Here is an 18,844-nt window from a genome sequence, read left to right on the forward strand (position 1 = left end):
AGACGAAGTTCGAGGTTATGGATATCTTGAATAAATACGATATTCCTTGTGGCCCAATTTTGTCGATGAAAGAGATCGCAGAAGAGCCAGCATTACGCGCTACTGGAACTGTTGTCGAAGTGGATCACCCAATTCGAGGCAAATACCTCACGGTAGGTAATCCAATCAAGATGTCTGATAGCCCAACCGATGTAACTCGTTCACCATTGTTAGGTGAGCATACTGATGAGATCCTGAGTGAATTGGGTTACTCAACTGATGAGTTGATTAGTCTCCGACACGATAAGGTGATCTAATTTTTTGCGAGAAATGAGATGAAATGGATTTTTAAAATTATCGAAAGCTCTAATAGTGAAAATAAAATTCGTGAGGTATATGTATATGGCGAAACTAAAGCAGAGGCAATGAGAAAAGTTCGAAAAAATTATTTGCAAAGCTCAATTTATTCATACCAATTGAGTGGCGGTAATGAAATTATTGTAGGGAGTAAATAATGCCAGTCTTGTTTTTTGGCTTCACTCACGATTTCTTGTGCCCACAATTGTTATACAGTTCGCGACCACCCAATAATGGTCTTTAGCGGGTTAGGGCGGTTGCTATAGTCGAATCTGCCTCATAAACCCTTTTCTCAAGTTTTAGAACTTTCTCTACCCACCATCATACCCACCAGTTAAACCAAGATTTTAGTGAATCAGAATGGGTTAGATTGGAGTAGGGTTGCTCTTAAGCCTATATAAATAAAGGGGTTGATGGGTATTGGTGGACTTGCTAGGAGGGTCTAGATTTAGATCTCGTCTCCGCCAATGCTTATATAAATAAAGGGGCTCAAAAGCCCCTTTATTTATTTCCAATCCTTCGACATTCTCTATCTTGCTGATCCATCTACCGCCATCAGATAGCCCTTGATGTACTGAGGGGGAATATACAAAATAGTTTCATTACCCGTTTTTGAGTTCAAGCTAATTTGGAAACCTTTATCCAAATGCTCTTTCAGAAAAGACTCGGTAATCGAAATCGATAACAGCTCTCTAAAGATGCAACCGCGGTCGCCACAGGCACCAGCCTCTCTACCAACGACCTTGAATGTAGTTAGAGGCTTGCCCTTGAGGGATGCGGCATCGTAATAACGCCACTGTGAGAAATAGGTCAGTTGCGCCAGTATTTCAAAGGTCTTGGTACCTTGGCTATTACGCTCACCCCGAATGCTAAACATTTGATATGTATTTGCCTCATCCATGGAGTTGATCGGAGGGCCCTGGTATGACTTGGTATTGTTTGACGGGTTTGGGGTAACGATGGTGGAGTGGTAGACATCATTCACTTCCCAGCCGCTAATCTTTTTATCGTTGTTGCTGCATGCAACGATTCCTAAGCTCATTGCCAATACAAAAATAATTCGGTACATAGTTATCCTTTGTGATTTCTGATCCTATTGTCGCCTAATCCTAGGACTGCTTTTTAAAACTGTCTTCCGCAAAAGCGGCAATATTGATTAATTTTTGATCATTTAATACATCTCCGATGAGCTGCACCCCAAGAGGTAGGCCATTCTGAGATTTGGTAAAGGGCAGGGCAATGGCTGGGGTGCCTATCAAACTCCACAAAGAGCAGAAAATAGGATTCCCGGTAAATTCCAGGCCTTTTGGTGCTTCGCCGGTAGCAGCTGGGGCCAAAATAGCATCAAAACGATTAAAGACTTCCCCAATAGATTTTCTGAGGCGCTGCTGTAGATTCTTTGCCTTAATGTAATCAGGGGCGCTATACGCATTGCCTTTCTGAACCAATTCCCTAATGTCGGCACTAATGAGTTCGGAGTGCTGCGCAAGATGCTTCTCGTGGACTATGGCGGCTTCACACGACATGAGTACCGCGAGAGCTTCAATGCCATCCCAGTAATAGGCGGGGAGTTCAAGTACTTCAGTAGTAGCGCCTGACTGCTCCAGTGATGCGCGGGCTGCTTTCATTGCGGCGACTTGCTCATCACTTAATAAATCATCAAATGGGGTTTTCAGTACTGCGATATGAGGCATGCGCTGATGAAGTATCTCGCCGATTGGTTTAATGACTACATCATCAATCACGCGATCATCATCCTCTATGACGCTGGTATTTTTCAGAAGATTAAATGCATAGGCTGCATCTACGACAGATCTTGTAAAAAAGCCAACATGGTCTAAGGAGCCGGATACTGGGTGCACCCCAAGGCGCGGTACGGTACCGAAGCTGGCCTTATAGCCGACCACACCACAGTAAGTAGCCGGCCTAATGATGGAGCCGGCAGTTTGGGAGCCCAGTCCTAATGGTGCAATACCGCTGGCTACTGCTGCAGCGGAGCCGCTAGAGGATCCGCCAGGGGTATGGGCTAGATTCCAGGGGTTACTCGTTTTGCCTGGAGTGCGCCAAGCAAATTCTGTGGTGACTGTTTTTCCTAGGATGACGCCACCGAGCTTACGCACTTGAGCAACGATTTGGGCATCTTCAGCGGGAATATGGTTTTTATAAATAGGTGATCCATAGCTAGTGACAAAGTCTTTGGTATCGATCAAGTCTTTCACAACCACCGGAATTCCCATGAGGGGACCCGGATGAACCTCTTGAATGAGTTTGGCTAAGGGCGCTCTAGTAGTAAAAGCGTTGATAGAGGGCTCCAGTTCATCAGCACGCGCTACACACTCTTCAAGGTAATCATTTGCAGATAGCTGCTTACTTGCGATCAAGTTGCAAGCTTCTATTAGTCCTAGGGCTGGTTTCATGGTGATGTCTCGTTCAATGAATTGTGATTGATTGCCACTGTATCACTAGCCCAGCAACTCTGTTTCCCCGGCTTCATTTTCCACCCCGTGTATCTAAAATCCAACAAGTTAATAAAGTTCACAACTTCACAACTTCTGTGGTATAGTATTGATAAAGGAGGTGAAATGCGAAGAGCGATACCAAAAACACATCAGGCTTTAGATTGGATAGGGAAGGGGATGACTGCGGCTCAAGCAGCTAGGAAGATGGAGATTTCAGAATCTAGCGTCTACGCCGCCTTAAGAAAAACAAAAGCAAAAGATTTAGGTTGTTGTCCAACATGCGGTCATAAATTAAGGAAGTAAGATGAAAAAAACTCTATTAGCCGTTGTTTCAATCTCCGTAGCTGCATTCGCATATGCAAATACTTCATCTGACTCTTCTGAATTAGTGAGTCAGCAATGCAAAATATCTGCTGAAGCCGTTTCCACATTGAAAGAGTTGCGCTATGGAAATACATCTATTCGTAAGGATGTATCCAGCCTCATCAATGTGAATCTGCGGGTTCAAGAAAATAAGGATGCGGCCAAAATCACCTTAAACCAAATGGTGGATGATCAAGTAAGTTCAGCATCTGCTTTGGAAGCAAAGTATTGCTCTTAATGATTTCTGAATGGGTTGTTTCGGTCACCCATAAGGGAGTTTGATGACCCATTCATTTGAGTGCCCAGAGTGTGGCAACCCTAGGGGGATGCTCGGGGAATGTCGTCAATGCGGAAGCGAGGATCTTCCCATCCCGCATAGCGATACGATAGTGATGAATTTAAAGTTCGATAGCCCAAGCGCCGAAGAGGCTTTGGATCGATTAACTATTGGTCTACGCCGAGCCTCTGAGGTGGGCATTAAGGCCATGATCTTGATACATGGATACGGAGCCAGCGGCGAGGGCGGCAAGATCAAATGGGCTGTTCATAATGCCCTGGATAACAACTATTTCTCGGATCGGGTGGATGAATATCATTTTGGCGAGCAAACTGCGTTTGGCAGCGAGGCTTATCACGCGCTTTTGAGAAGAAGGCCGGGATTAAAGGCCTATCTTAAGCACTTCAAGGAAGGTAATGCAGGAATGACAGTGCTATTGCTGTAATCCCTGCGTGGAATTGCTTAGAATAGATCCATCATCTATACATTTGCCATCGGCTAGGAGCGGTAATGACAGCTAAAAAACCAAGCGCTACACATGAAGAAGTTCAAATTAATTCCGAGAATTTGATTGGTGACTTTAAAGCACTCATGGCTGATGCTGAAGAGCTAATTATGGCAACCGCAAGCCATGAAGATGGTCCGCTGAGTGCAATCCGTTCAAAAGCTTTGGATACCCTTAACAATGCTAAAGAAAGCCTTTCGTCTGTTGAGGGTACGGTAACTGAAAAGGCTAAAGTTGTTGCGGAGCGTGCTGATGAGTTTGTTCATCGCAATCCATGGGAGGCTGTAGGTGTTGCTGCTGGTCTCGGCCTTTTAATTGGACTCTTTTTGCGTCGTCGCTAGGCCCTCATGTCACAAGAAAATCTTTTATCTTCGCTTAAGCATCTCGTCTCTACCGGGGCATCTATTGCCCAAACCCGTTTGGAGTTAATTTCTACAGATGTTCAGATTGCACGTGCTAAGTTTCTGAGTCTGCTAGTCATGATCATCTTCACTTTGTTTTTCCTGTTTTTTGGTTTGGTGATGCTGGCCTTACTGATTGTGATTTATAGCTGGGAGGCAGATCGCATGCTCGCATTAAGCTTGCTTACGACTGGATTTTTGGCGGTAGGCGTCATTTTGGCGCTGGTAGTTTTGCGTTCGCTTAAAACGATGCCTAGGTTGTTCGAAGCAACCATTACGGAGTTGGCCAAGGATCAGCAGGAGCTTGCCAAGCGATGAGTCAAAAATTGGCAGAACTGGAAGCTAGGCAAAGAGTGCTGCAAGAGCGAGCAGCGCAAGAGCGGGTGGATTTCGCCCAACATTTCAAGCCGATTGAAAAGCCGCTATCTTGGGCTGATAAGGGTATAGATGCTTTTCATTTCCTAAAGAGTAGCCCAGTCCTTTGGACCAGCGCATTTGCCGTACTCGCTCACTATCGACCTAAGCTAGCAAGCAAAGTACTGGCTGTTGGTTGGGGTGCAATGAAATTGCTTAAGAGCGCCAAGAGTCTGATGTAAAGTTTTTAGGCAATTAATACTGCCTTATTCGAAATACCATTTGCAGTAAGAGTGTCACCCCCTTTGAGGACATCAATCTCTAAAAAGGTCAAGGCGCCAGCCACTTCAAATCCCGCCTTTTTGAGTAACTTACTAGCGGCAATCACGGTGCCTCCAGTGGCCAAAACATCGTCCACAATTAATACTCGAGAATCTGCGGGTAGGCTTGACTGTTGAAGCTCCAAGGAGTCTGATCCATATTCAAGGCCGTAGGATTCACGATGGCTCGCTAATGGCAGTTTATTGGGCTTTCTAGCCAGTGCAAATCCTTTATGGACATGATGGGCTAGGGCAGAGCCAAAAATAAAGCCACGAGACTCAATGCCCAGAATATGGCTATAGTCAAACTGCTTGGCTAGCGCCTCTAACTGCAGAACGGCCTCCTTAAAGGCGGCGGGATTTGCTAGTAGGGGTGAAATATCCCGAAATAGAATCCCAGGCTTTGGGAAGTCAGGCACTCCGGGTAGATAATCTAGTAAATTCATTATTGGCTGACATGAAAACACAATTGCTCATTATTACCGCATTAGAGTCCGAACTCAATCGAGCTGCCTTGCCGCCAGGAGTAGGTATTGTGTATTCAGGGGTTGGCAAGATTAATGCCACCGCTGCTACCCTGCAAGCCATACATCAATTTGAGCCAAAACAAATAGTTAACTTTGGCACTGTTGGGAAGATTAATCCCTCTCTTGCTGGTTTGCTTGAGATAGGGAGGGTGATACAACGCGACATGATGACTGTGCCACTAGCGCCCAGGGGCCAAACCCCTTTTTGCCCCAAGCCAGTCGAGTATCTTTCATTGAATGGTGATCATGTATGTGGCACGGGTGATAGTTTTGTAACGGCCCATGACCCTTGGCTGAAAGAGCAGGGTATAGATGTTGTTGATATGGAGCTATTTGCGATTGCTAGCATTGCCTATCAATTTAATATCCCATGGCAATCCTTTAAGTATGTGACTGATGATGCGAATTCAGACTCAGGAAATGAGTGGAAGCACAAGGTCAATCACGGTCAAGAGCTGTATTTAAGTAAGCTCCAAGATCTATTAATTGCATAAGAATTAAGATAATCCCAATAGTTTCTGATGAATCCAAAGTTTCCTTGGCTCAAAAATTATCTCGAGGGCGTTCCTCATGAGATTGATTTGGCTGGTCATGCATCAATCGTTGATTTCTTAGAAGAGTCTTTTAGTAGCTACCCCGATCGAATTGCAATAGAGTCGATGGGTCACAAAATCAGCTACCGTCAGCTAGATATTCTGTCAAAAGATTTTGCTGCCTATTTGCAGACCTTAAGTCTAGAACCAGGATCGCGAATCGGCATTATGTTTCCTAATGTTCCGCAATATTTACTTGCAATGTTGGGCGCATTGCGTGCTGGATTTGTGGTGGTCAACATTAATCCGCTCTATGCCGCCAGAGAACTGGAGCATCAATTGCAAGATAGCGGTGCAGCCATCTTGGTAATGTTAGAGAACTTTGCCCATGTTTATCAGGAGATTTCTAATCAAGGACTTGTAAAGAAGGTCATTGTGAGTAGCCTCGGTGAAACCTTAGGACCCAAGGGCGTCATCATTAATTTGATTGCTCGGCATGTTAAGAAACTAATTCCGCATTGGAATTTTCCTTGCGTTAAGTTTAATCATGCCCTCAAGATAGGCGCCGGTCATGGCTTTACCAAGCCACATCTAACGCAAGACAGTATTGCATTTTTGCAATACACCGGTGGCACCACAGGAGTTTCTAAAGGCGCTGTTTTGTTACACCGAAATATCCTAGCCAATATCATTCAGATTGAGTCTTGGCTTGAGCCTGCCTTGAAGGATCGACAGCAACAGCTCGTTTTTTTATGCGCGCTACCAATGACCCACATATTCGCTCTGACTGCCTGCGGCCTGCTTGGCATGCGCAAGGGCGCCAAATTATTGTTAGTGGCAAATCCGCGTGACATCACTGGCTTTATTAAGTTGCTGATGAAACACCCAGACATTAATATTTTCCCGGGTGTTAATACCTTATTTCATGCGCTGATCCACCGCCCTGAATTTAGCAAAGTGAAATTGCCCAATCTCTTAGTCACTATTGGCGGCGGTATGGCAGTTCAAAGAAAGACTGCCGAACTCTGGCAAAAAATGATGGGGGTGCCGATTGCTCAGGGTTATGGCCTATCGGAAACATCACCAGTGGTATGTGTCAATACGCCTTTCGTGAAAGAATTTACTGGATCCATCGGCATGCCAGTGCCAAGCACAGATGTGTTGATATTGGATGACGATGGAAAAGAAGTTCCTTTTGGCATGCCTGGAGAGATCTGTATCAAGGGTCCACAAGTGATGGCAGGTTATTGGAATAGGCCTGAAGAGACTGAGCAATTTATTACCCCTGAGGGTTATTTTAAGTCCGGCGATATTGGCATCATGAGCCCAGAGGGTTATGTGCAAATTGTAGATCGCAAGAAAGACATGATCGTCGTTGCTGGCTTTAAGGTATTTCCGAATGAAGTTGAAGAGGTGATTTCCTTAATGCCAGGCGTAAGAGAGTGCGCAGTCATTGGATTCCCGCACCGCAAGCTTGGTGAGATTGTTAAGGCCTATATCGTCAAAGATAAGCCTGAACTCACCGAGGCTCAAGTCATTCAGTATTGCAAAGAGCAAATGACGAGTTATAAACGCCCTAGAAAAATTGCCTTTATTGATGAAATGCCAAAGTCCAATGTTGGCAAGATCCTACGTCGCCACTTGCGAGACTTGTAAAACTACAAGCCGCCACCAAAGCGGTATTGCCAAGAAATACCATACAGGTCATAACTATTATTTGTCCTTGAGTACGCGCCAGTACTCGCTGATAGCCGGATAGAGTTATGTCTATTAACTGGATAGGACATCGTAGTACCAAAGCGCCAGTTTTCTTGGTTTCCGCTAATCGGATTTCCATTCAAATAGGATTGCCCACCAGTGAAGTAGGTGGCATCTACAGAGATCCAGGCCGTATTCTGAAAGTAATAAATTGCATGGGTCTGAGTTGAGTAGACTGGGTTTTGAGAGAGTGAGTTACCGCCCATAAAGTCAGTGTTGCTGGTATAAAAAATACCCGCACCTGCCAACTCCAATCTCCATGGGCCAAGCGCCTTAGACACGCCTAGACCCGGCTGAATAAACCAGCGATTGGCGCCTACATTGATTAGCTGACTGTCGTTGTACTTACCCCATGGTACGGATGCCGCAAGACTCACACCCACAATAAGATCCTGCTGATAGCCCTTAAATTGATCAAGCGTTAATGCTGGAGCGCCGTAAAGATTAATTGCAGCCTTGATAAGCGGGTCAGATAGCCCTTCAGTGCTGGCATTGACTGTGCGCCCACCAATACTGCTTGATCCACTCAGTTGGCCATAAGGAAGCACTAGAGTGATTTTTCCGGATTGACCGCCGGCGTCAAAAATATGGGTGAGACCCATCACCTCACTGGTGAGGGTGTAATTTCCGGCCTTGGCTTGTGCAACACCGGCGCTGATGAAATTAATTCCAATGGGCGCATTGGAATAAGTGCGCGCTTCGATTTCTTGGGCGCTTACTAGATTTGGCAGCAGTGCTAACCATAATAGAAAGGCGGTAAAAAAAATAGCAACAGAACTTCTCGTTTGGAAGCGTATTGTGTAGTTCACAAAATTTTTTGCTAAAAGAATTAGGACTTCTTACCCAATAAAAGTTCATGTGTTGCTGTGCTGCCAAGTGCCAGTTTAAAGCCGGTAAAGATCAAGTATGGCCACACTATTAACCAGTAGACAATCGACATTGCCAAAACATGCAAGGGGTCAGATTGCCCAAAATCCGCTAAGGAGGTAATAAAGTCTTTGCCATGAATGACGCCATCAACTCCTGCTTCAAGATAGTTCAATGCGATGACAACCAAAATATAAAAGAGTGATTCAAGAAACAGAGAGTTGACGATGCCACTCCTTTGATTAATTTTGATGGGGTATAGCACTTGTGCGATCAGCATAAACTTGGCGCATAAAGCGGCTTTAATGATCGCAAAGCCAAAAAGGGTGAAAGAAAGTGACTGAGTATGCAGTGTGGTTACAGATAAAAGCGTTAAAGCACAAAACCAAATGGAAAAGTAAACCGTCAGCTGGAATGCTTTGATGAACTCCTCCTTCACCTTTTCTTTAAGCGTATGCGTAGGGGCTGAATTAGGAGAAGCTGCGTTCATGAAAACTTTCTAAAAAATTGGATTAGCAGTTACTGCAAGAGCCGCCAGCTTCAACAGGGGCGGGCTCTTGGGTATAGCGAGCAATAAATGCATGTTTACTCTTGAGCGGCAATTGAATCCAAACAAAGTGACCGGAGCCAGGGGCAACATCAATAGGCTCACCTTTGAGATTCCACATGGCATCTAGCACCATATCTTGGTTACCCTCGGGCTCAATGATTTCTAATTTGTCGCCTAGGGAGAAGCGGTTCTTTACATCCACCTTGACGCGACCAGAGGCCTCATCAATTTCTAAAGTTTCACCAACATACAGACTTCTGCCGGAGAGGGAGTGACCGCGCATATAGAGTTGATATTCCTTATCGTGGTGACGCTCATAAAAACCATCTGTATAGCCACGATTTGCAAGGCCCTCTAGATTGCCAATGAGGGACATATTCATGGGGCGACCAGCTACTGCATCATCAATCGCAGTACGATAGGCTTGGCAGGTACGAGAAACGTAATAGGGCGATTTAGTACGACCCTCAATCTTGAAGGAGTCCACACCCATTTTGGTCAAGCGTTCAATATGCTCAATCGCACGCAAATCTTTTGAGTTCATGATGTAGGTGCCATGCTCATCCTCTTCCATGGGCATCAAATCATCTGGACGACGTGCCTCTTGAAGAAGAACTACATCACCGCTGGTATTTTGTTGGCCAGGCTTGACTTTGTAGTCCCAGCGACAGGCGTTAGTGCAAGCGCCCTGGTTGGAGTCACGGTGTGACATATAGCCAGATAGCAAGCAGCGACCTGAGTAGGCAATGCATAAAGCGCCATGAACAAATACCTCCAATTCCATTTCTGGACAGTCTTGACGAACTTCTTCGATTTCATCAAAAGAAAGCTCACGCGACAGAATCACGCGACTAATACCAACAGAGCGCCAGAACTTCGCAGAGGCGCCATTCACTGTATTAGCCTGAACTGATAAATGAATCGGCATATCAGGCCAAGCCTCTCTAGCCATCATGATTAGGCCAGGATCTGACATGATCATGGCATCAGGCTTCAATGCAACTACAGGATCCATGTCTTGAATGTAGGTGCGCGTCTTGCCGCCATGTGGCAACAAGTTAGAGACTAGATAAAACTTTTTACCTAAAGCATGCGCGGTATCAATACCTTCTTTGAGCGTTTCCATTTTTCCGAAGTCGTTATTGCGAACTCGGAGTGAATAACGAGGCTGTCCGGCATAAATGGCGTCAGCACCAAAGTCAAAGGCGGTACGCAGCATGGAAAGGCTACCGGCAGGGGCTAAAAGTTCTGGGATCTTGGTCATGGAGGCTATTTTAGTGAATACAGACATTCTTGGTAGATTTGCAGCAACACCGAGCTCTGGCAGCCATCAGGCATGTCTTTATCCCACCATTCGAGGCTAATTACCAGCTATGAAGAGTATCCTACGGGGTCTGTGGCTAGTATTGTCAAAAAAGAACAGGGAGCCTTCCCTTGAGCTATCCACCCGAAATTGAAGGCATTTATTAAAGAATCAGAAAGAACGCAATGACAAAACTCACATCCAAGCCAATCCTGAAAAAAGCGAGCGGCATTTTGGCGCAAGAGTTTGCCATACCTAAAGACATCGCCTGGGCCTGGGTCACCTTATTGTTATCCCAGGAGGAGCAAAAACGCGATAGTGAAGAAAAGCGCTATGCTCGTATTGCAGAATTCGAAGCCTGGATTACGGAACTCAATTTACCAACCGACCCAAAAATTCCTGCAAGTACTGCAGTAAGTCCAGAGTCAGTAAAAAATTCCGCCAGAAATGTATTTGAGTGGCCGCATGAATATATCTTTGAAGAACCTGCAGCAGTAAAACATCCAGCCTCCAAAGTTACTTACAGCGACACCATCACTAAACCCATCTTGGATGCTATAAAAGATGCCGGTGGGTCTGATGATCGTCCCCAACTCATTGCCATATTAGAGGGCTACGCAAAAGAAGGTAAAGAACCATTTGCCAATGTGACAGTAGAAGGAATTGAGTGGAAGGGCAGCAATTGGTCCGAGGGAGACAAGCTCAATCTCCTCACCATTAAAACCCTTAATAACCGGCTAGCCAATCTAAAAAAGAAGGGGTTGATCTAAGCTTAATCACTTCATTAGAAGCAAAAAAGAAAAAACCACCTAAAAAGGTGGTTTTCTTATATTTGGCTCCTCGACCTGGGCTCGAACCAGGGACCTACGGATTAACAGTCCGGCGCTCTACCAACTGAGCTATCGAGGAATAAGCCGATATTATAGCAAGATGAAATCACTCACTCCAACTTCTATACAGATCCCTAAAGTATTGACCATAGCCGGGTCCGATAGTGGCGGTGGCGCAGGCATCCAGGCGGACCTCAAAGTCATTACAGCCCTTGGCGGATACGGGATGTCGGTCATCACTGCCATTACGGCCCAGAACACTCTTGGGGTAAGTCGTATTCAGGACATAGACCTCGATGTAGTGGAAGCTCAGATCGATGCGGTATTTATGGATATTGGGGTAGACATCGTCAAAATCGGCATGTTGGCTAGCCCAGAAATCGTTCACACTGTGGCATCAGCCCTCAAGCGTCATGGAGCCAAAAGAATCGTCTTGGATCCCGTATTAAGGGCAACATCGGGCGCTAGTCTTGGGGGTGACGATACTGCCCAGGCCATGATTGCAGATTTATTCCCAATGGCAACATTAATCACCCCCAATCTTGAAGAGGCCGGCCTACTTTTGGGTCGAGAGCTTGCTGGTGCGGCAGATTTTCAATTGGCAGCAGAAGAGTTGCTCGAGATGGGTCCCCAAGCAGTCTTGATTAAGGGTGGGCACCTCGATAAATCCCATACTCAACTGACCGATTTCCTCATGTGGCGAACGATTGAAGATGGCCTTGAAGTGGTTCAGTCAAAAGAATTCAAACACTACCGAGTTAATACGGCTAATACCCACGGTACTGGCTGCTCCTTGGCTTCAGCTATTGCAACTTACTTAGCAGATGGTCATGATTTGCCACACTCTGTAGCAAAGGCAATTTCTTATGTGGAGGCTGGCTTAGAAGCAGGGCGTTTCTTAAGCATTGGTGAGGGGCCTGGTCCCTTGTGGCACATGCATGATTTTTACAAAACTGCATTGCCGGATGAAGAGGGTAAGTATTAATTAAGCCTAGGTTTAATACCTTAGGTTTTCATTAGCTCTTGTAAGCGTTTTACTGCAGCCTTGGGGTCACTTGCGCCGCTAATTGCTCTGACAACAGCAACTGATCCCACGCCACTTTGTGCCACGGCATGAATACTTCCCTCATCAATACCACCAATAGCGACTAGGGGATAGTGGTTCATTAATTGAGCGTATTTATATAAACGACCTAAACCTTGTGGCGCAGTGGCCATCTTTTTAAGATTGGTTGGGAAGACTGCACCCATCGCGATATAGCTAGGGCAGAAACGATCGGCATGCACCATCTCGGCATAGCCGTGAGTACTTAAACCCAGCCTCAGACCTTCGGCTCGAATGGTATCCAAATCAGCCGTTTCTAAATCCTCTTGCCCCAGATGAATACCATAAGCACCAGCCTCAATCGCCTCTTGCCAGTAGTCGTTTATAAACAGTAAAGTTCTGCTGCCTTCAACTGCTTTAACGGATTCATTAATTTGTTTTTTAATCAGTTTTTTGTCTTCGGATTTAAGACGCAGTTGAACTGTTGGAATCTCCGCATCCACCATGCGCTTCACCCAATCGGCATCGGGCATCACAGCATATAAACCTAAACGCTTTGGACACTCTGCAAAAGCATTGGGATTCATATTCCGGGTCCAGGGCAAGAGATCAAAATGCTCTGGTCTTGATGGCCACTTAAATGGATTAAAACCACCATCTTGATGAACCATGCGCGACCAGGCTTTACCTAAAACCTTGGCATCACATTCAATAAAACCCATTGCAATCGCAGCAACTGTGCCAGCCAACTCATAATGGTCTGACGCATGCTCGTTATCAATTTGTGGTGGAGGCGCGTTTAGGCTAAAGCTCGGAATAGGTAGACATAAATCCTCTTTGCTATGGGCTGCAACAATTTGATCCGCAAGGTCGCGAACTAAGCTCATGAGTATTGATCTTTAACTTTGATGCCAGAAGGGTGTGCCAACCAAAGGCGTGCTGGCTTGTGCTGACTGCTGGGCTTTCATAGCGCCCGAGAGGTGGGCGGTGCGACCAGCATCCACTGACATTGCAAACGCTTTAGCCATGGCTACGGGATCATCAGCTAGCGCAACCGCAGTATTGAGCAAGACCCCGTCAAAACCCCACTCCATTACAGTGCAGGCATGTGAGGGAAGGCCCAAGCCAGCATCCACCAAGAGTGGCACTTTCAAACGATCACGTAAGAGTTTTAATGCGTAAGGATTTAAAGGGCCTTGACCTGTCCCGATCGGAGCAGCCCAAGGCATGACTGCTTGGCATCCGACATCGACTAAACGCTGGCACAGAATGAGATCTTCGGTGCAATAAGGTAAGACCTTAAAGCCATCCTTAATTAAGGTTTCTGCAGTAGAGACTAGGCGCAAGGTATCTGGCTGCAACGTGTAGTCATCACCGATGAGTTCCAACTTAATCCAGTTGGTTTCAAATACTTCGCGCGCCATTTGAGCAGTAGCGATGACTTCTTTAGGGCTATGGCAACCTGCGGTATTCGGTAAAACTGGCACAGCCATTTTCTTAAGGAGATCCCAAAATCCAGAATGTGCTTCAGTTGTCGAGGTGCCTTGTCTGCGTAGACTTACTGTAATCATTCCAGGATTAGATTGCTTCACGGCATTCTCTAAAACTTGTGGAGAAGGGTAGCGTGATGTCCCCAGCAATAAACGGCTAGCAAAGGTCTCCCCATAAAGCACCAATGGGTCTGCAGTATTTAAAGGATTCGGTAAAGGGGCTGTCATCTTAATCAAGTACTTTTATCTGTTTTTCTATATTCATCGCGGACTTAGCCACCAGTCACAGGGGAAATCACTTCCATTTCATCGCCTTCACGCAATACTTCTTCGGCATGTCTAGTCTTAGGAACGAATTCATAATTGATTGCAACAGCAAATGGGGGTTGCGCATCAATCATGACCAGTACATCATCAATTGTGCTGTTATCCGGAACCTCTTTGGCGACTTGATTGACCATTATGCGCATGCGCTGAACTCCTGAGGGATCGAGCCGGTTAGCCCTAAGCCGAGCTTCATAGCGGTAGGGCTTGATCCTGAGCCCAACACTTCTAATGCGCAATCCAAAATCGCTGGTGAGATCATGAAGCCATGTCGATAGAGTCCATTGATCATCATGAGATTAGATTGATCTGGTTTGTGATCAAGAGATATCTCCGGCAAATTATCTTTCAGCGTAGGGCGACACTGCGTTGCCATTTCCAAAATACGGGCTTCGGCAAATCCACTGTGAACTGTGTAGACTGCACTGAGTAATTCCATGGCTGAGCGCACACTCATGGGGGATAAATCCTCAGATTCAATTTCTGTTGCTCCAACAACATAGACGTCATCTTCTTTTGGGGCAATATAAATCGGGTAACGCGGATGGATTAGACGAGTAGGGCGACGCAGCTTGACTTCAGGTGCATGTAAGCGAATAACTTCACCACGTACGCCACGCAAATTCTTGGCGGCATCTTTGGCACCAAGACCGCGACAATCAATTACCCAATCAAAACCATTTTCTGGTTTACGAAGTTGCTCTGGGTCAGTAGATTGATTCCAATGACAAGGCACCTTCATGAGAGTGAGTTCAACCAATAAAGCTTCTAGAAGCTGACGGTTATCTAGCTGTCCTTCATTAGGTAGATAGAGGCCTTGAGTAAAGCGCTCAGCAACACCAGGCTCAATTTCTGCAAGAGATTGGCTATCCAGCTGAATTGGCTTAGCAAGCGCCTGATTGTGAGCGCAATTGTGCTCCAAATGGGAAATAAAGCGTTCCGCATCACTAGCATCTTGGCGATGCCACAAGATTAAAGTGCCATCTTGTTGAAAAAAAACAGGTTTAGCAAGCTCATCAATAATTTGCTTCCACCGCGGCAGGCTATGAATGCCCATACGCACGACATTATCTTCTGTGATGGCAGATTCTGCGAGTGGAGCCAACATAGCAGCAGCAATACGTGCCGCTGAATTCGCAGCATCTGAAGTGCCTTTCTCAAACAGCTCTACACGAGCACCACGCTTAGCAAGTGCGACCGCTAGCAACCGACCCATAAGGCCGGCGCCAATGATGGCATATTTGCCGTTTGAGAACGCGCTGTTCACTTACTGATAAATCTCGCTACCGCGCTTACGGAACTCTGCTGACATCTCTTCCATGCCTTTTTGGGGATCGGTAGAGGCTTCTGCAGTGATCGGAATGACCTTCGCTTTCGGGTTGCCATTCGCATCCAAAGTTGCTGCGTAATCACGCACTTCTTGAGTGATCTTCATCGAGCAGAACTTCGGGCCACACATGGAGCAGAAGTGGGCAATCTTGGCACCTTCAGCAGGCAGGGTTGCATCGTGGTATTCACGGGCACGCTCAGGATCTAGGCCGAGATTAAATTGATCTTCCCAGCGGAACTCAAAACGCGCTTTGGATAAAGCGTTGTCACGAACTTGAGCGCCTGGCAAACCTTTAGCCAAGTCTGCACCATGAGCAGCAATCTTATAAGTGATGATGCCGGTGCGGACATCTTCTTTATCTGGCAAACCTAAATGCTCTTTTGGTGTGACATAGCACAGCATGGCTGTACCGTACCAACCAATTTGCGCAGCACCAATACCGCTGGTGATGTGATCATAGCCAGGAGCGATATCAGTAATCAATGGTCCCAGGGTATAGAAAGGTGCTTCTAAGCAGTGCTTGAGCTCCTCAGTCATGTTCTCTTCAATGCGCTGCATTGGCACGTGACCAGGGCCTTCAATCATGACTTGCACATCATGCTTCCAGGCTTTGGCAGTCAATTCGCCAAGAGTATGGAGTTCGCCAAACTGCGCAGCATCATTCGAGTCAGCAATACAGCCTGGACGCAAACCATCGCCTAAGCTAAATGACACGTCATAGGCTTTCATGATTTCGCAGATCTCATCAAACTTCGTATAGAGGAAGTTTTCTTTATGGTGAGCTAAACACCACTTCGCCATAATCGAGCCACCGCGAGAAACAATGCCAGTAATACGATCAGCTGTGAGTGGAACATAACGCAGCAATACGCCAGCATGAATAGTGAAGTAATCCACACCCTGTTCAGCTTGCTCAACTAAGGTATCGCGGAACATTTCCCAAGTGAGGTCTTCCGCAATACCACCGGTCTTATCGAGTGCTTGGTAGATTGGAACTGTGCCAATCGGAACGGGTGAGTTACGAATAATCCACTCACGGGTTTCATGAATATGTTTACCAGTAGACAGATCCATGATGGTATCTGCGCCCCAACGGATAGACCACACCATTTTTTCTACTTCCTCATTAATGGAGGAGGTCACAGCAGAGTTGCCGAGGTTGCCGTTAATCTTCACGCGGAAGTTACGACCAATAATCATGGGCTCTAGCTCTGGATGATTGATATTGGCTGGAATAATTGCGCGACCAGCAGCGATCTCGGAGCGCACAAACTCACCAGTAACAATGTCAGGCAAATTGGCGCCATAGCTCTTACCAGGATGTTGCTTGAGAAGTTGTTTGTATTCAGGGTTCTTGCGTAATTGCTCTAGACCCATAGACTCGCGCAAAGCAACGTATTCCATTTCAGGGGTCACGATGCCTTTGCGGGCGTAATACATTTGGCTGACATTGCTGCCGGCTTTAGCAACGCGCGGAGGATTGATATGAGCAAAACGCAAATTCTGTGTCGCAGCATCTTGTGAGCGCGCAACGCCGTACTCAGAACTTGGTCCAGCCAATTGCACTGTGTCACCACGTTCTTCAATCCAGTTCTTGCGTAATAGCGGCAAGCCTTTTTCAAGATTGATCACAATATCGGGATCGCTATAAGGGCCTGATGTGTCGTAAACAGGAACAGGTGGATTGGGAACCATCTCTTCACCTACGCGTGTTGATAACTGCTCAATCATGCGAATCGGTGCTTTGATATCTGGACGTGAGCCCTCTAAATAGGTTTTGGTGGAAGCGGGATAGGCAAACTTTTGGCCGAAGTCACGCTCTAAGCTTTTTAAGCTTGGAATTTCTTGTTTGGTTTTATTTTTGGTATCACTCATGTCCATCTCCTGACTGTAATTAGATGGACGAAACCGGGTGACGGTCTGATGGAAAACTCCCCACGCCAGCATTACCTGGATCGGGTTATAGGGTCTTTCTCAGCGCCTCGTAGTAAAAATCACTCAGAGGGCACCCCTGTTTCATCCTTAGGACTTATTTAACCACGAAATCACGCCAAGCTGGGTGACCAAAATCAAGTGGTGAACAGAAGATTAGTCCAGGACTGGGAATCTAAGCTGGTTTGGTGTTGCGCAAAATGAAGTCTGCTGTCACAAATGCGGCATCGCTAGTGAATTCATCGGCCAAAATGCGTGCGGCAGCCTCTGAAAGCGAGATTTCAATAAAACCACTGACTTCGCCGTCATGATTGGTGGGTACAAAGTTATCCGCAAGCTCCAAGTCATAGACATAGAGCTGCTCATCATGAAAACCACGCCCTGGAATGGGGCGACGCATATGAATCCTGCCAACTGGCTCTATCTGATCAGAAATCTGGGGTGGAACACCCGCTTCTTCCCATAGCTCCCTGCGGGCATTAACCCAGGGGGTTTCATCAGCGCCAATGCCGCCTGCGGCCAAGTTATCCAGGCGACCTGGGTCAGTAGGCTTTGTTTCGCTACGGCGGCCAAGCCAAAGATTGCCCGCCTTGGTGTAGCCATTAATGTGCGTTGCCATACTTCGAAAGCCAAAAGTACGGAAAACAGAGCGCTCTAAACGGAAGTATTCATGTCCATTTTGGTCAATCCAGGCGAAATCCTCATGTCGCCAACCAGGAATAAACCCGCCTTGGTGCATCCGATCAGCCAATTTCGCTAGGCTCTGGGAGAGCGCCAAAGGTCTTTCATGACGAATCGTGAGGCGATCATGACCCAATTCGATATGAGGGATGGGGTTTTTAGCCAAAGATTCTTGTAAATAGGGAATGAACTCAGGGTTGAGATGCCCAATTAGCTGTCCTGCCGAGCTGCCCCCTAAAAAATGGATAGGCAAGAAATCTGGTGGAGCAGATCTGGCCGCATTTTGGAGCATCTCCTCCAAGGCGGCGATAGTGCTAGTGGCGAGCATATGGGTGGGCTTGTGCATAGCCCTCAGTGTAAGAGAAATTAAAAATACTGAAAAAAGTAGTCTAAAAATCTATAAATGAATTTGAATTGTCAACAGATCTTTATTTATTTTTTTGTCAGAAATGAATGCTCATAATTTAGGCAAGCTAGGTCACTCTATACAAATCTATGACTTACGAAAACTTTTCGGTATTTATCCACAAAGCCTGTGGATAAGTTTTTTATTTTGCAGTGGTCCCGCCGACAGGAATCGAACCTGTATCCCACGCTTAGGAGGCATGTGCACTATCCATTGTGCTACGGCGAGATTAAAAATAAAAAACTATTTTTTG

Annotated in this window: 24 protein-coding genes, 2 tRNA genes and 1 riboswitch; of the genes, 12 read left to right on the forward strand and 14 right to left on the reverse strand. The window is 46.2% G+C overall.

Annotated features, from left to right (window positions below; all coding sequences use genetic code 11):
• On the forward strand, window positions 1-296 hold a 296-nt coding region (locus A2X74_RS06965), incomplete at its 5' end, for a CoA transferase (protein ID WP_299765049.1).
• Between the two features lie 18 nt (window positions 297-314).
• Window positions 315-494 (forward strand): hypothetical protein, encoded by a 180-nt coding sequence (locus A2X74_RS06970; RefSeq protein WP_293625352.1) that lies wholly within the window; start codon window positions 315-317, stop codon window positions 492-494.
• A 371-nt stretch (window positions 495-865) separates the two neighbouring features.
• Here A2X74_RS06970 and A2X74_RS06975 read toward each other — a convergent pair whose 3' ends face one another.
• Window positions 866-1,405 carry a hypothetical protein gene (locus A2X74_RS06975; protein WP_293625350.1) on the reverse strand — a complete coding sequence of 180 codons (540 nt, stop codon included), beginning with the start codon at window positions 1,403-1,405 and terminating at the stop codon, window positions 866-868.
• Window positions 1,406-1,445: 40 nt separating this feature from the next.
• Window positions 1,446-2,753, reverse strand: a complete 1,308-nt coding sequence (locus A2X74_RS06980) for an amidase (protein ID WP_293625348.1) — start codon at window positions 2,751-2,753, stop codon at window positions 1,446-1,448.
• Window positions 2,754-2,918: 165 nt separating this feature from the next.
• Between A2X74_RS06980 and A2X74_RS06985 the strand changes: the two genes are divergently transcribed.
• From A2X74_RS06985 to A2X74_RS07010, 6 genes are all read left to right on the forward strand, one after another.
• The gene (locus tag A2X74_RS06985) at window positions 2,919-3,098 is read left to right on the forward strand and encodes a hypothetical protein (RefSeq protein ID WP_046330120.1); all 180 of its coding nucleotides are present in this window, start codon (window positions 2,919-2,921) and stop codon (window positions 3,096-3,098) included.
• A 1-nt stretch (window position 3,099) separates the two neighbouring features.
• A complete protein-coding gene (locus A2X74_RS06990) occupies window positions 3,100-3,396 on the forward strand; it encodes a hypothetical protein (RefSeq protein ID WP_293625343.1) in 297 nt (98 codons plus the stop codon).
• Window positions 3,397-3,439: 43 nt separating this feature from the next.
• Window positions 3,440-3,880: a Smr/MutS family protein gene (locus tag A2X74_RS06995; RefSeq protein WP_293625341.1), complete on the forward strand. Its 441-nt coding sequence runs from the start codon at window positions 3,440-3,442 to the stop codon at window positions 3,878-3,880.
• A 65-nt stretch (window positions 3,881-3,945) separates the two neighbouring features.
• The gene (locus A2X74_RS07000) at window positions 3,946-4,281 is read left to right on the forward strand and encodes a DUF883 family protein (protein ID WP_293625339.1); all 336 of its coding nucleotides are present in this window, start codon (window positions 3,946-3,948) and stop codon (window positions 4,279-4,281) included.
• Window positions 4,282-4,287: 6 nt separating this feature from the next.
• Window positions 4,288-4,659 (forward strand): phage holin family protein, encoded by a 372-nt coding sequence (locus tag A2X74_RS07005; RefSeq protein WP_293625337.1) that lies wholly within the window; start codon window positions 4,288-4,290, stop codon window positions 4,657-4,659.
• On the forward strand, window positions 4,656-4,937 hold the full coding sequence (locus tag A2X74_RS07010) for a YqjK-like family protein (protein ID WP_293625335.1): 282 nt from the start codon (window positions 4,656-4,658) through the stop codon (window positions 4,935-4,937). Before A2X74_RS07005 ends, A2X74_RS07010 begins: the two co-directional genes overlap by 4 nt.
• A gap of 5 nt (window positions 4,938-4,942) precedes the next feature.
• On the opposite strand, the gene A2X74_RS07015 is transcribed toward A2X74_RS07010, so the two are convergent.
• The gene (locus tag A2X74_RS07015) at window positions 4,943-5,461 is read right to left on the reverse strand and encodes an adenine phosphoribosyltransferase (RefSeq protein WP_293625333.1); all 519 of its coding nucleotides are present in this window, start codon (window positions 5,459-5,461) and stop codon (window positions 4,943-4,945) included.
• Window positions 5,462-5,472: 11 nt separating this feature from the next.
• Between A2X74_RS07015 and A2X74_RS07020 the strand changes: the two genes are divergently transcribed.
• Together A2X74_RS07020 and A2X74_RS07025 are read left to right on the forward strand one after the other, a co-directional pair.
• On the forward strand, window positions 5,473-6,036 hold the full coding sequence (locus tag A2X74_RS07020) for a 5'-methylthioadenosine nucleosidase (protein ID WP_293625331.1): 564 nt from the start codon (window positions 5,473-5,475) through the stop codon (window positions 6,034-6,036).
• A gap of 27 nt (window positions 6,037-6,063) precedes the next feature.
• Window positions 6,064-7,731, forward strand: a complete 1,668-nt coding sequence (locus A2X74_RS07025) for an AMP-binding protein (RefSeq protein ID WP_293625329.1) — start codon at window positions 6,064-6,066, stop codon at window positions 7,729-7,731.
• Window positions 7,732-7,733: 2 nt separating this feature from the next.
• On the opposite strand, the gene A2X74_RS07030 is transcribed toward A2X74_RS07025, so the two are convergent.
• The 3 genes from A2X74_RS07030 to A2X74_RS07040 are packed head-to-tail and all read right to left on the reverse strand — an operon-like array spanning window position 7,734 to window position 10,514.
• On the reverse strand, window positions 7,734-8,642 hold the full coding sequence (locus A2X74_RS07030) for a transporter (RefSeq protein ID WP_293625327.1): 909 nt from the start codon (window positions 8,640-8,642) through the stop codon (window positions 7,734-7,736).
• Between the two features lie 20 nt (window positions 8,643-8,662).
• Window positions 8,663-9,190 (reverse strand): hypothetical protein, encoded by a 528-nt coding sequence (locus A2X74_RS07035; protein WP_293625325.1) that lies wholly within the window; start codon window positions 9,188-9,190, stop codon window positions 8,663-8,665.
• A 22-nt stretch (window positions 9,191-9,212) separates the two neighbouring features.
• Window positions 9,213-10,514, reverse strand: a complete 1,302-nt coding sequence (locus A2X74_RS07040) for a U32 family peptidase (RefSeq protein ID WP_293625323.1) — start codon at window positions 10,512-10,514, stop codon at window positions 9,213-9,215.
• A 224-nt stretch (window positions 10,515-10,738) separates the two neighbouring features.
• Here A2X74_RS07040 and A2X74_RS07045 point away from each other — a divergent pair, with 224 nt between their 5' ends.
• Window positions 10,739-11,323 carry a hypothetical protein gene (locus A2X74_RS07045; protein WP_293625321.1) on the forward strand — a complete coding sequence of 195 codons (585 nt, stop codon included), beginning with the start codon at window positions 10,739-10,741 and terminating at the stop codon, window positions 11,321-11,323.
• A 63-nt stretch (window positions 11,324-11,386) separates the two neighbouring features.
• Here A2X74_RS07045 and A2X74_RS07050 read toward each other — a convergent pair.
• A tRNA-Asn gene (locus A2X74_RS07050) sits at window positions 11,387-11,462 on the reverse strand.
• A gap of 21 nt (window positions 11,463-11,483) precedes the next feature.
• Here A2X74_RS07050 and thiD point away from each other — a divergent pair.
• Window positions 11,484-12,368, forward strand: a complete 885-nt coding sequence (thiD, locus tag A2X74_RS07055; protein ID WP_293625319.1) for a bifunctional hydroxymethylpyrimidine kinase/phosphomethylpyrimidine kinase — start codon at window positions 11,484-11,486, stop codon at window positions 12,366-12,368.
• Between the two features lie 20 nt (window positions 12,369-12,388).
• On the opposite strand, the gene A2X74_RS07060 is transcribed toward thiD, so the two are convergent.
• The 7 genes from A2X74_RS07060 to A2X74_RS07090 form a co-directional block, all read right to left on the reverse strand.
• Window positions 12,389-13,315, reverse strand: a complete 927-nt coding sequence (locus A2X74_RS07060; protein ID WP_293625317.1) for a thiamine phosphate synthase — start codon at window positions 13,313-13,315, stop codon at window positions 12,389-12,391.
• Between the two features lie 12 nt (window positions 13,316-13,327).
• Entirely contained in the window at window positions 13,328-14,146 is an 819-nt protein-coding gene (locus A2X74_RS07065; protein ID WP_293625362.1) for a thiazole synthase, read from the reverse strand.
• 44 nt (window positions 14,147-14,190) lie between these two features.
• Window positions 14,191-14,388 (reverse strand): sulfur carrier protein ThiS, encoded by a 198-nt coding sequence (thiS, locus tag A2X74_RS07070; protein ID WP_293625315.1) that lies wholly within the window; start codon window positions 14,386-14,388, stop codon window positions 14,191-14,193.
• Window positions 14,379-15,509: an FAD-dependent oxidoreductase gene (locus tag A2X74_RS07075; protein WP_293625313.1), complete on the reverse strand. Its 1,131-nt coding sequence runs from the start codon at window positions 15,507-15,509 to the stop codon at window positions 14,379-14,381. The genes thiS and A2X74_RS07075 overlap by 10 nt, the downstream gene beginning before the upstream one ends.
• Window positions 15,510-17,447, reverse strand: coding sequence for a phosphomethylpyrimidine synthase ThiC (gene thiC / locus A2X74_RS07080; protein WP_363925340.1), 1,938 nt, complete (start codon window positions 17,445-17,447; stop codon window positions 15,510-15,512). It abuts the gene before it with no gap.
• Between the two features lie 40 nt (window positions 17,448-17,487).
• A riboswitch (TPP riboswitch) is annotated at window positions 17,488-17,595 on the reverse strand.
• An 84-nt stretch (window positions 17,596-17,679) separates the two neighbouring features.
• On the reverse strand, window positions 17,680-18,531 hold the full coding sequence (locus A2X74_RS07085; protein WP_299765068.1) for an NUDIX domain-containing protein: 852 nt from the start codon (window positions 18,529-18,531) through the stop codon (window positions 17,680-17,682).
• A gap of 213 nt (window positions 18,532-18,744) precedes the next feature.
• Window positions 18,745-18,819: transfer RNA gene (locus A2X74_RS07090), tRNA-Arg, on the reverse strand.
• Between the last annotated feature and the right edge of the window lie 25 nt (window positions 18,820-18,844).

This window comes from Polynucleobacter sp. GWA2_45_21, from assembly GCF_001830325.1.
Taxonomy (GTDB): Bacteria; Pseudomonadota; Gammaproteobacteria; order Burkholderiales; family Burkholderiaceae; genus Polynucleobacter.

Coding starts and splice junctions, on each gene's coding strand:
- A2X74_RS06970 (WP_293625352.1), top strand. CDS start 315: ATGAAATGGATTTTTAAAATTATCGAAAGCTCTAATAGTGAAAATAAA.
- A2X74_RS06975 (WP_293625350.1), bottom strand. CDS start 1,405: ATGTACCGAATTATTTTTGTATTGGCAATGAGCTTAGGAATCGTTGCA.
- A2X74_RS06980 (WP_293625348.1), bottom strand. CDS start 2,753: ATGAAACCAGCCCTAGGACTAATAGAAGCTTGCAACTTGATCGCAAGT.
- A2X74_RS06985 (WP_046330120.1), top strand. CDS start 2,919: ATGCGAAGAGCGATACCAAAAACACATCAGGCTTTAGATTGGATAGGG.
- A2X74_RS06990 (WP_293625343.1), top strand. CDS start 3,100: ATGAAAAAAACTCTATTAGCCGTTGTTTCAATCTCCGTAGCTGCATTC.
- A2X74_RS06995 (WP_293625341.1), top strand. CDS start 3,440: ATGACCCATTCATTTGAGTGCCCAGAGTGTGGCAACCCTAGGGGGATG.
- A2X74_RS07000 (WP_293625339.1), top strand. CDS start 3,946: ATGACAGCTAAAAAACCAAGCGCTACACATGAAGAAGTTCAAATTAAT.
- A2X74_RS07005 (WP_293625337.1), top strand. CDS start 4,288: ATGTCACAAGAAAATCTTTTATCTTCGCTTAAGCATCTCGTCTCTACC.
- A2X74_RS07010 (WP_293625335.1), top strand. CDS start 4,656: ATGAGTCAAAAATTGGCAGAACTGGAAGCTAGGCAAAGAGTGCTGCAA.
- A2X74_RS07015 (WP_293625333.1), bottom strand. CDS start 5,461: ATGAATTTACTAGATTATCTACCCGGAGTGCCTGACTTCCCAAAGCCT.
- A2X74_RS07020 (WP_293625331.1), top strand. CDS start 5,473: ATGAAAACACAATTGCTCATTATTACCGCATTAGAGTCCGAACTCAAT.
- A2X74_RS07025 (WP_293625329.1), top strand. CDS start 6,064: ATGAATCCAAAGTTTCCTTGGCTCAAAAATTATCTCGAGGGCGTTCCT.
- A2X74_RS07035 (WP_293625325.1), bottom strand. CDS start 9,190: ATGAACGCAGCTTCTCCTAATTCAGCCCCTACGCATACGCTTAAAGAA.
- A2X74_RS07040 (WP_293625323.1), bottom strand. CDS start 10,514: ATGACCAAGATCCCAGAACTTTTAGCCCCTGCCGGTAGCCTTTCCATG.
- A2X74_RS07045 (WP_293625321.1), top strand. CDS start 10,739: ATGACAAAACTCACATCCAAGCCAATCCTGAAAAAAGCGAGCGGCATT.
- thiD (WP_293625319.1), top strand. CDS start 11,484: ATGAAATCACTCACTCCAACTTCTATACAGATCCCTAAAGTATTGACC.
- A2X74_RS07060 (WP_293625317.1), bottom strand. CDS start 13,315: ATGAGCTTAGTTCGCGACCTTGCGGATCAAATTGTTGCAGCCCATAGC.
- A2X74_RS07065 (WP_293625362.1), bottom strand. CDS start 14,146: ATGACAGCCCCTTTACCGAATCCTTTAAATACTGCAGACCCATTGGTG.
- thiS (WP_293625315.1), bottom strand. CDS start 14,388: ATGCGCATAATGGTCAATCAAGTCGCCAAAGAGGTTCCGGATAACAGC.
- thiC (WP_363925340.1), bottom strand. CDS start 17,447: ATGAGTGATACCAAAAATAAAACCAAACAAGAAATTCCAAGCTTAAAA.
- A2X74_RS07085 (WP_299765068.1), bottom strand. CDS start 18,531: ATGCACAAGCCCACCCATATGCTCGCCACTAGCACTATCGCCGCCTTG.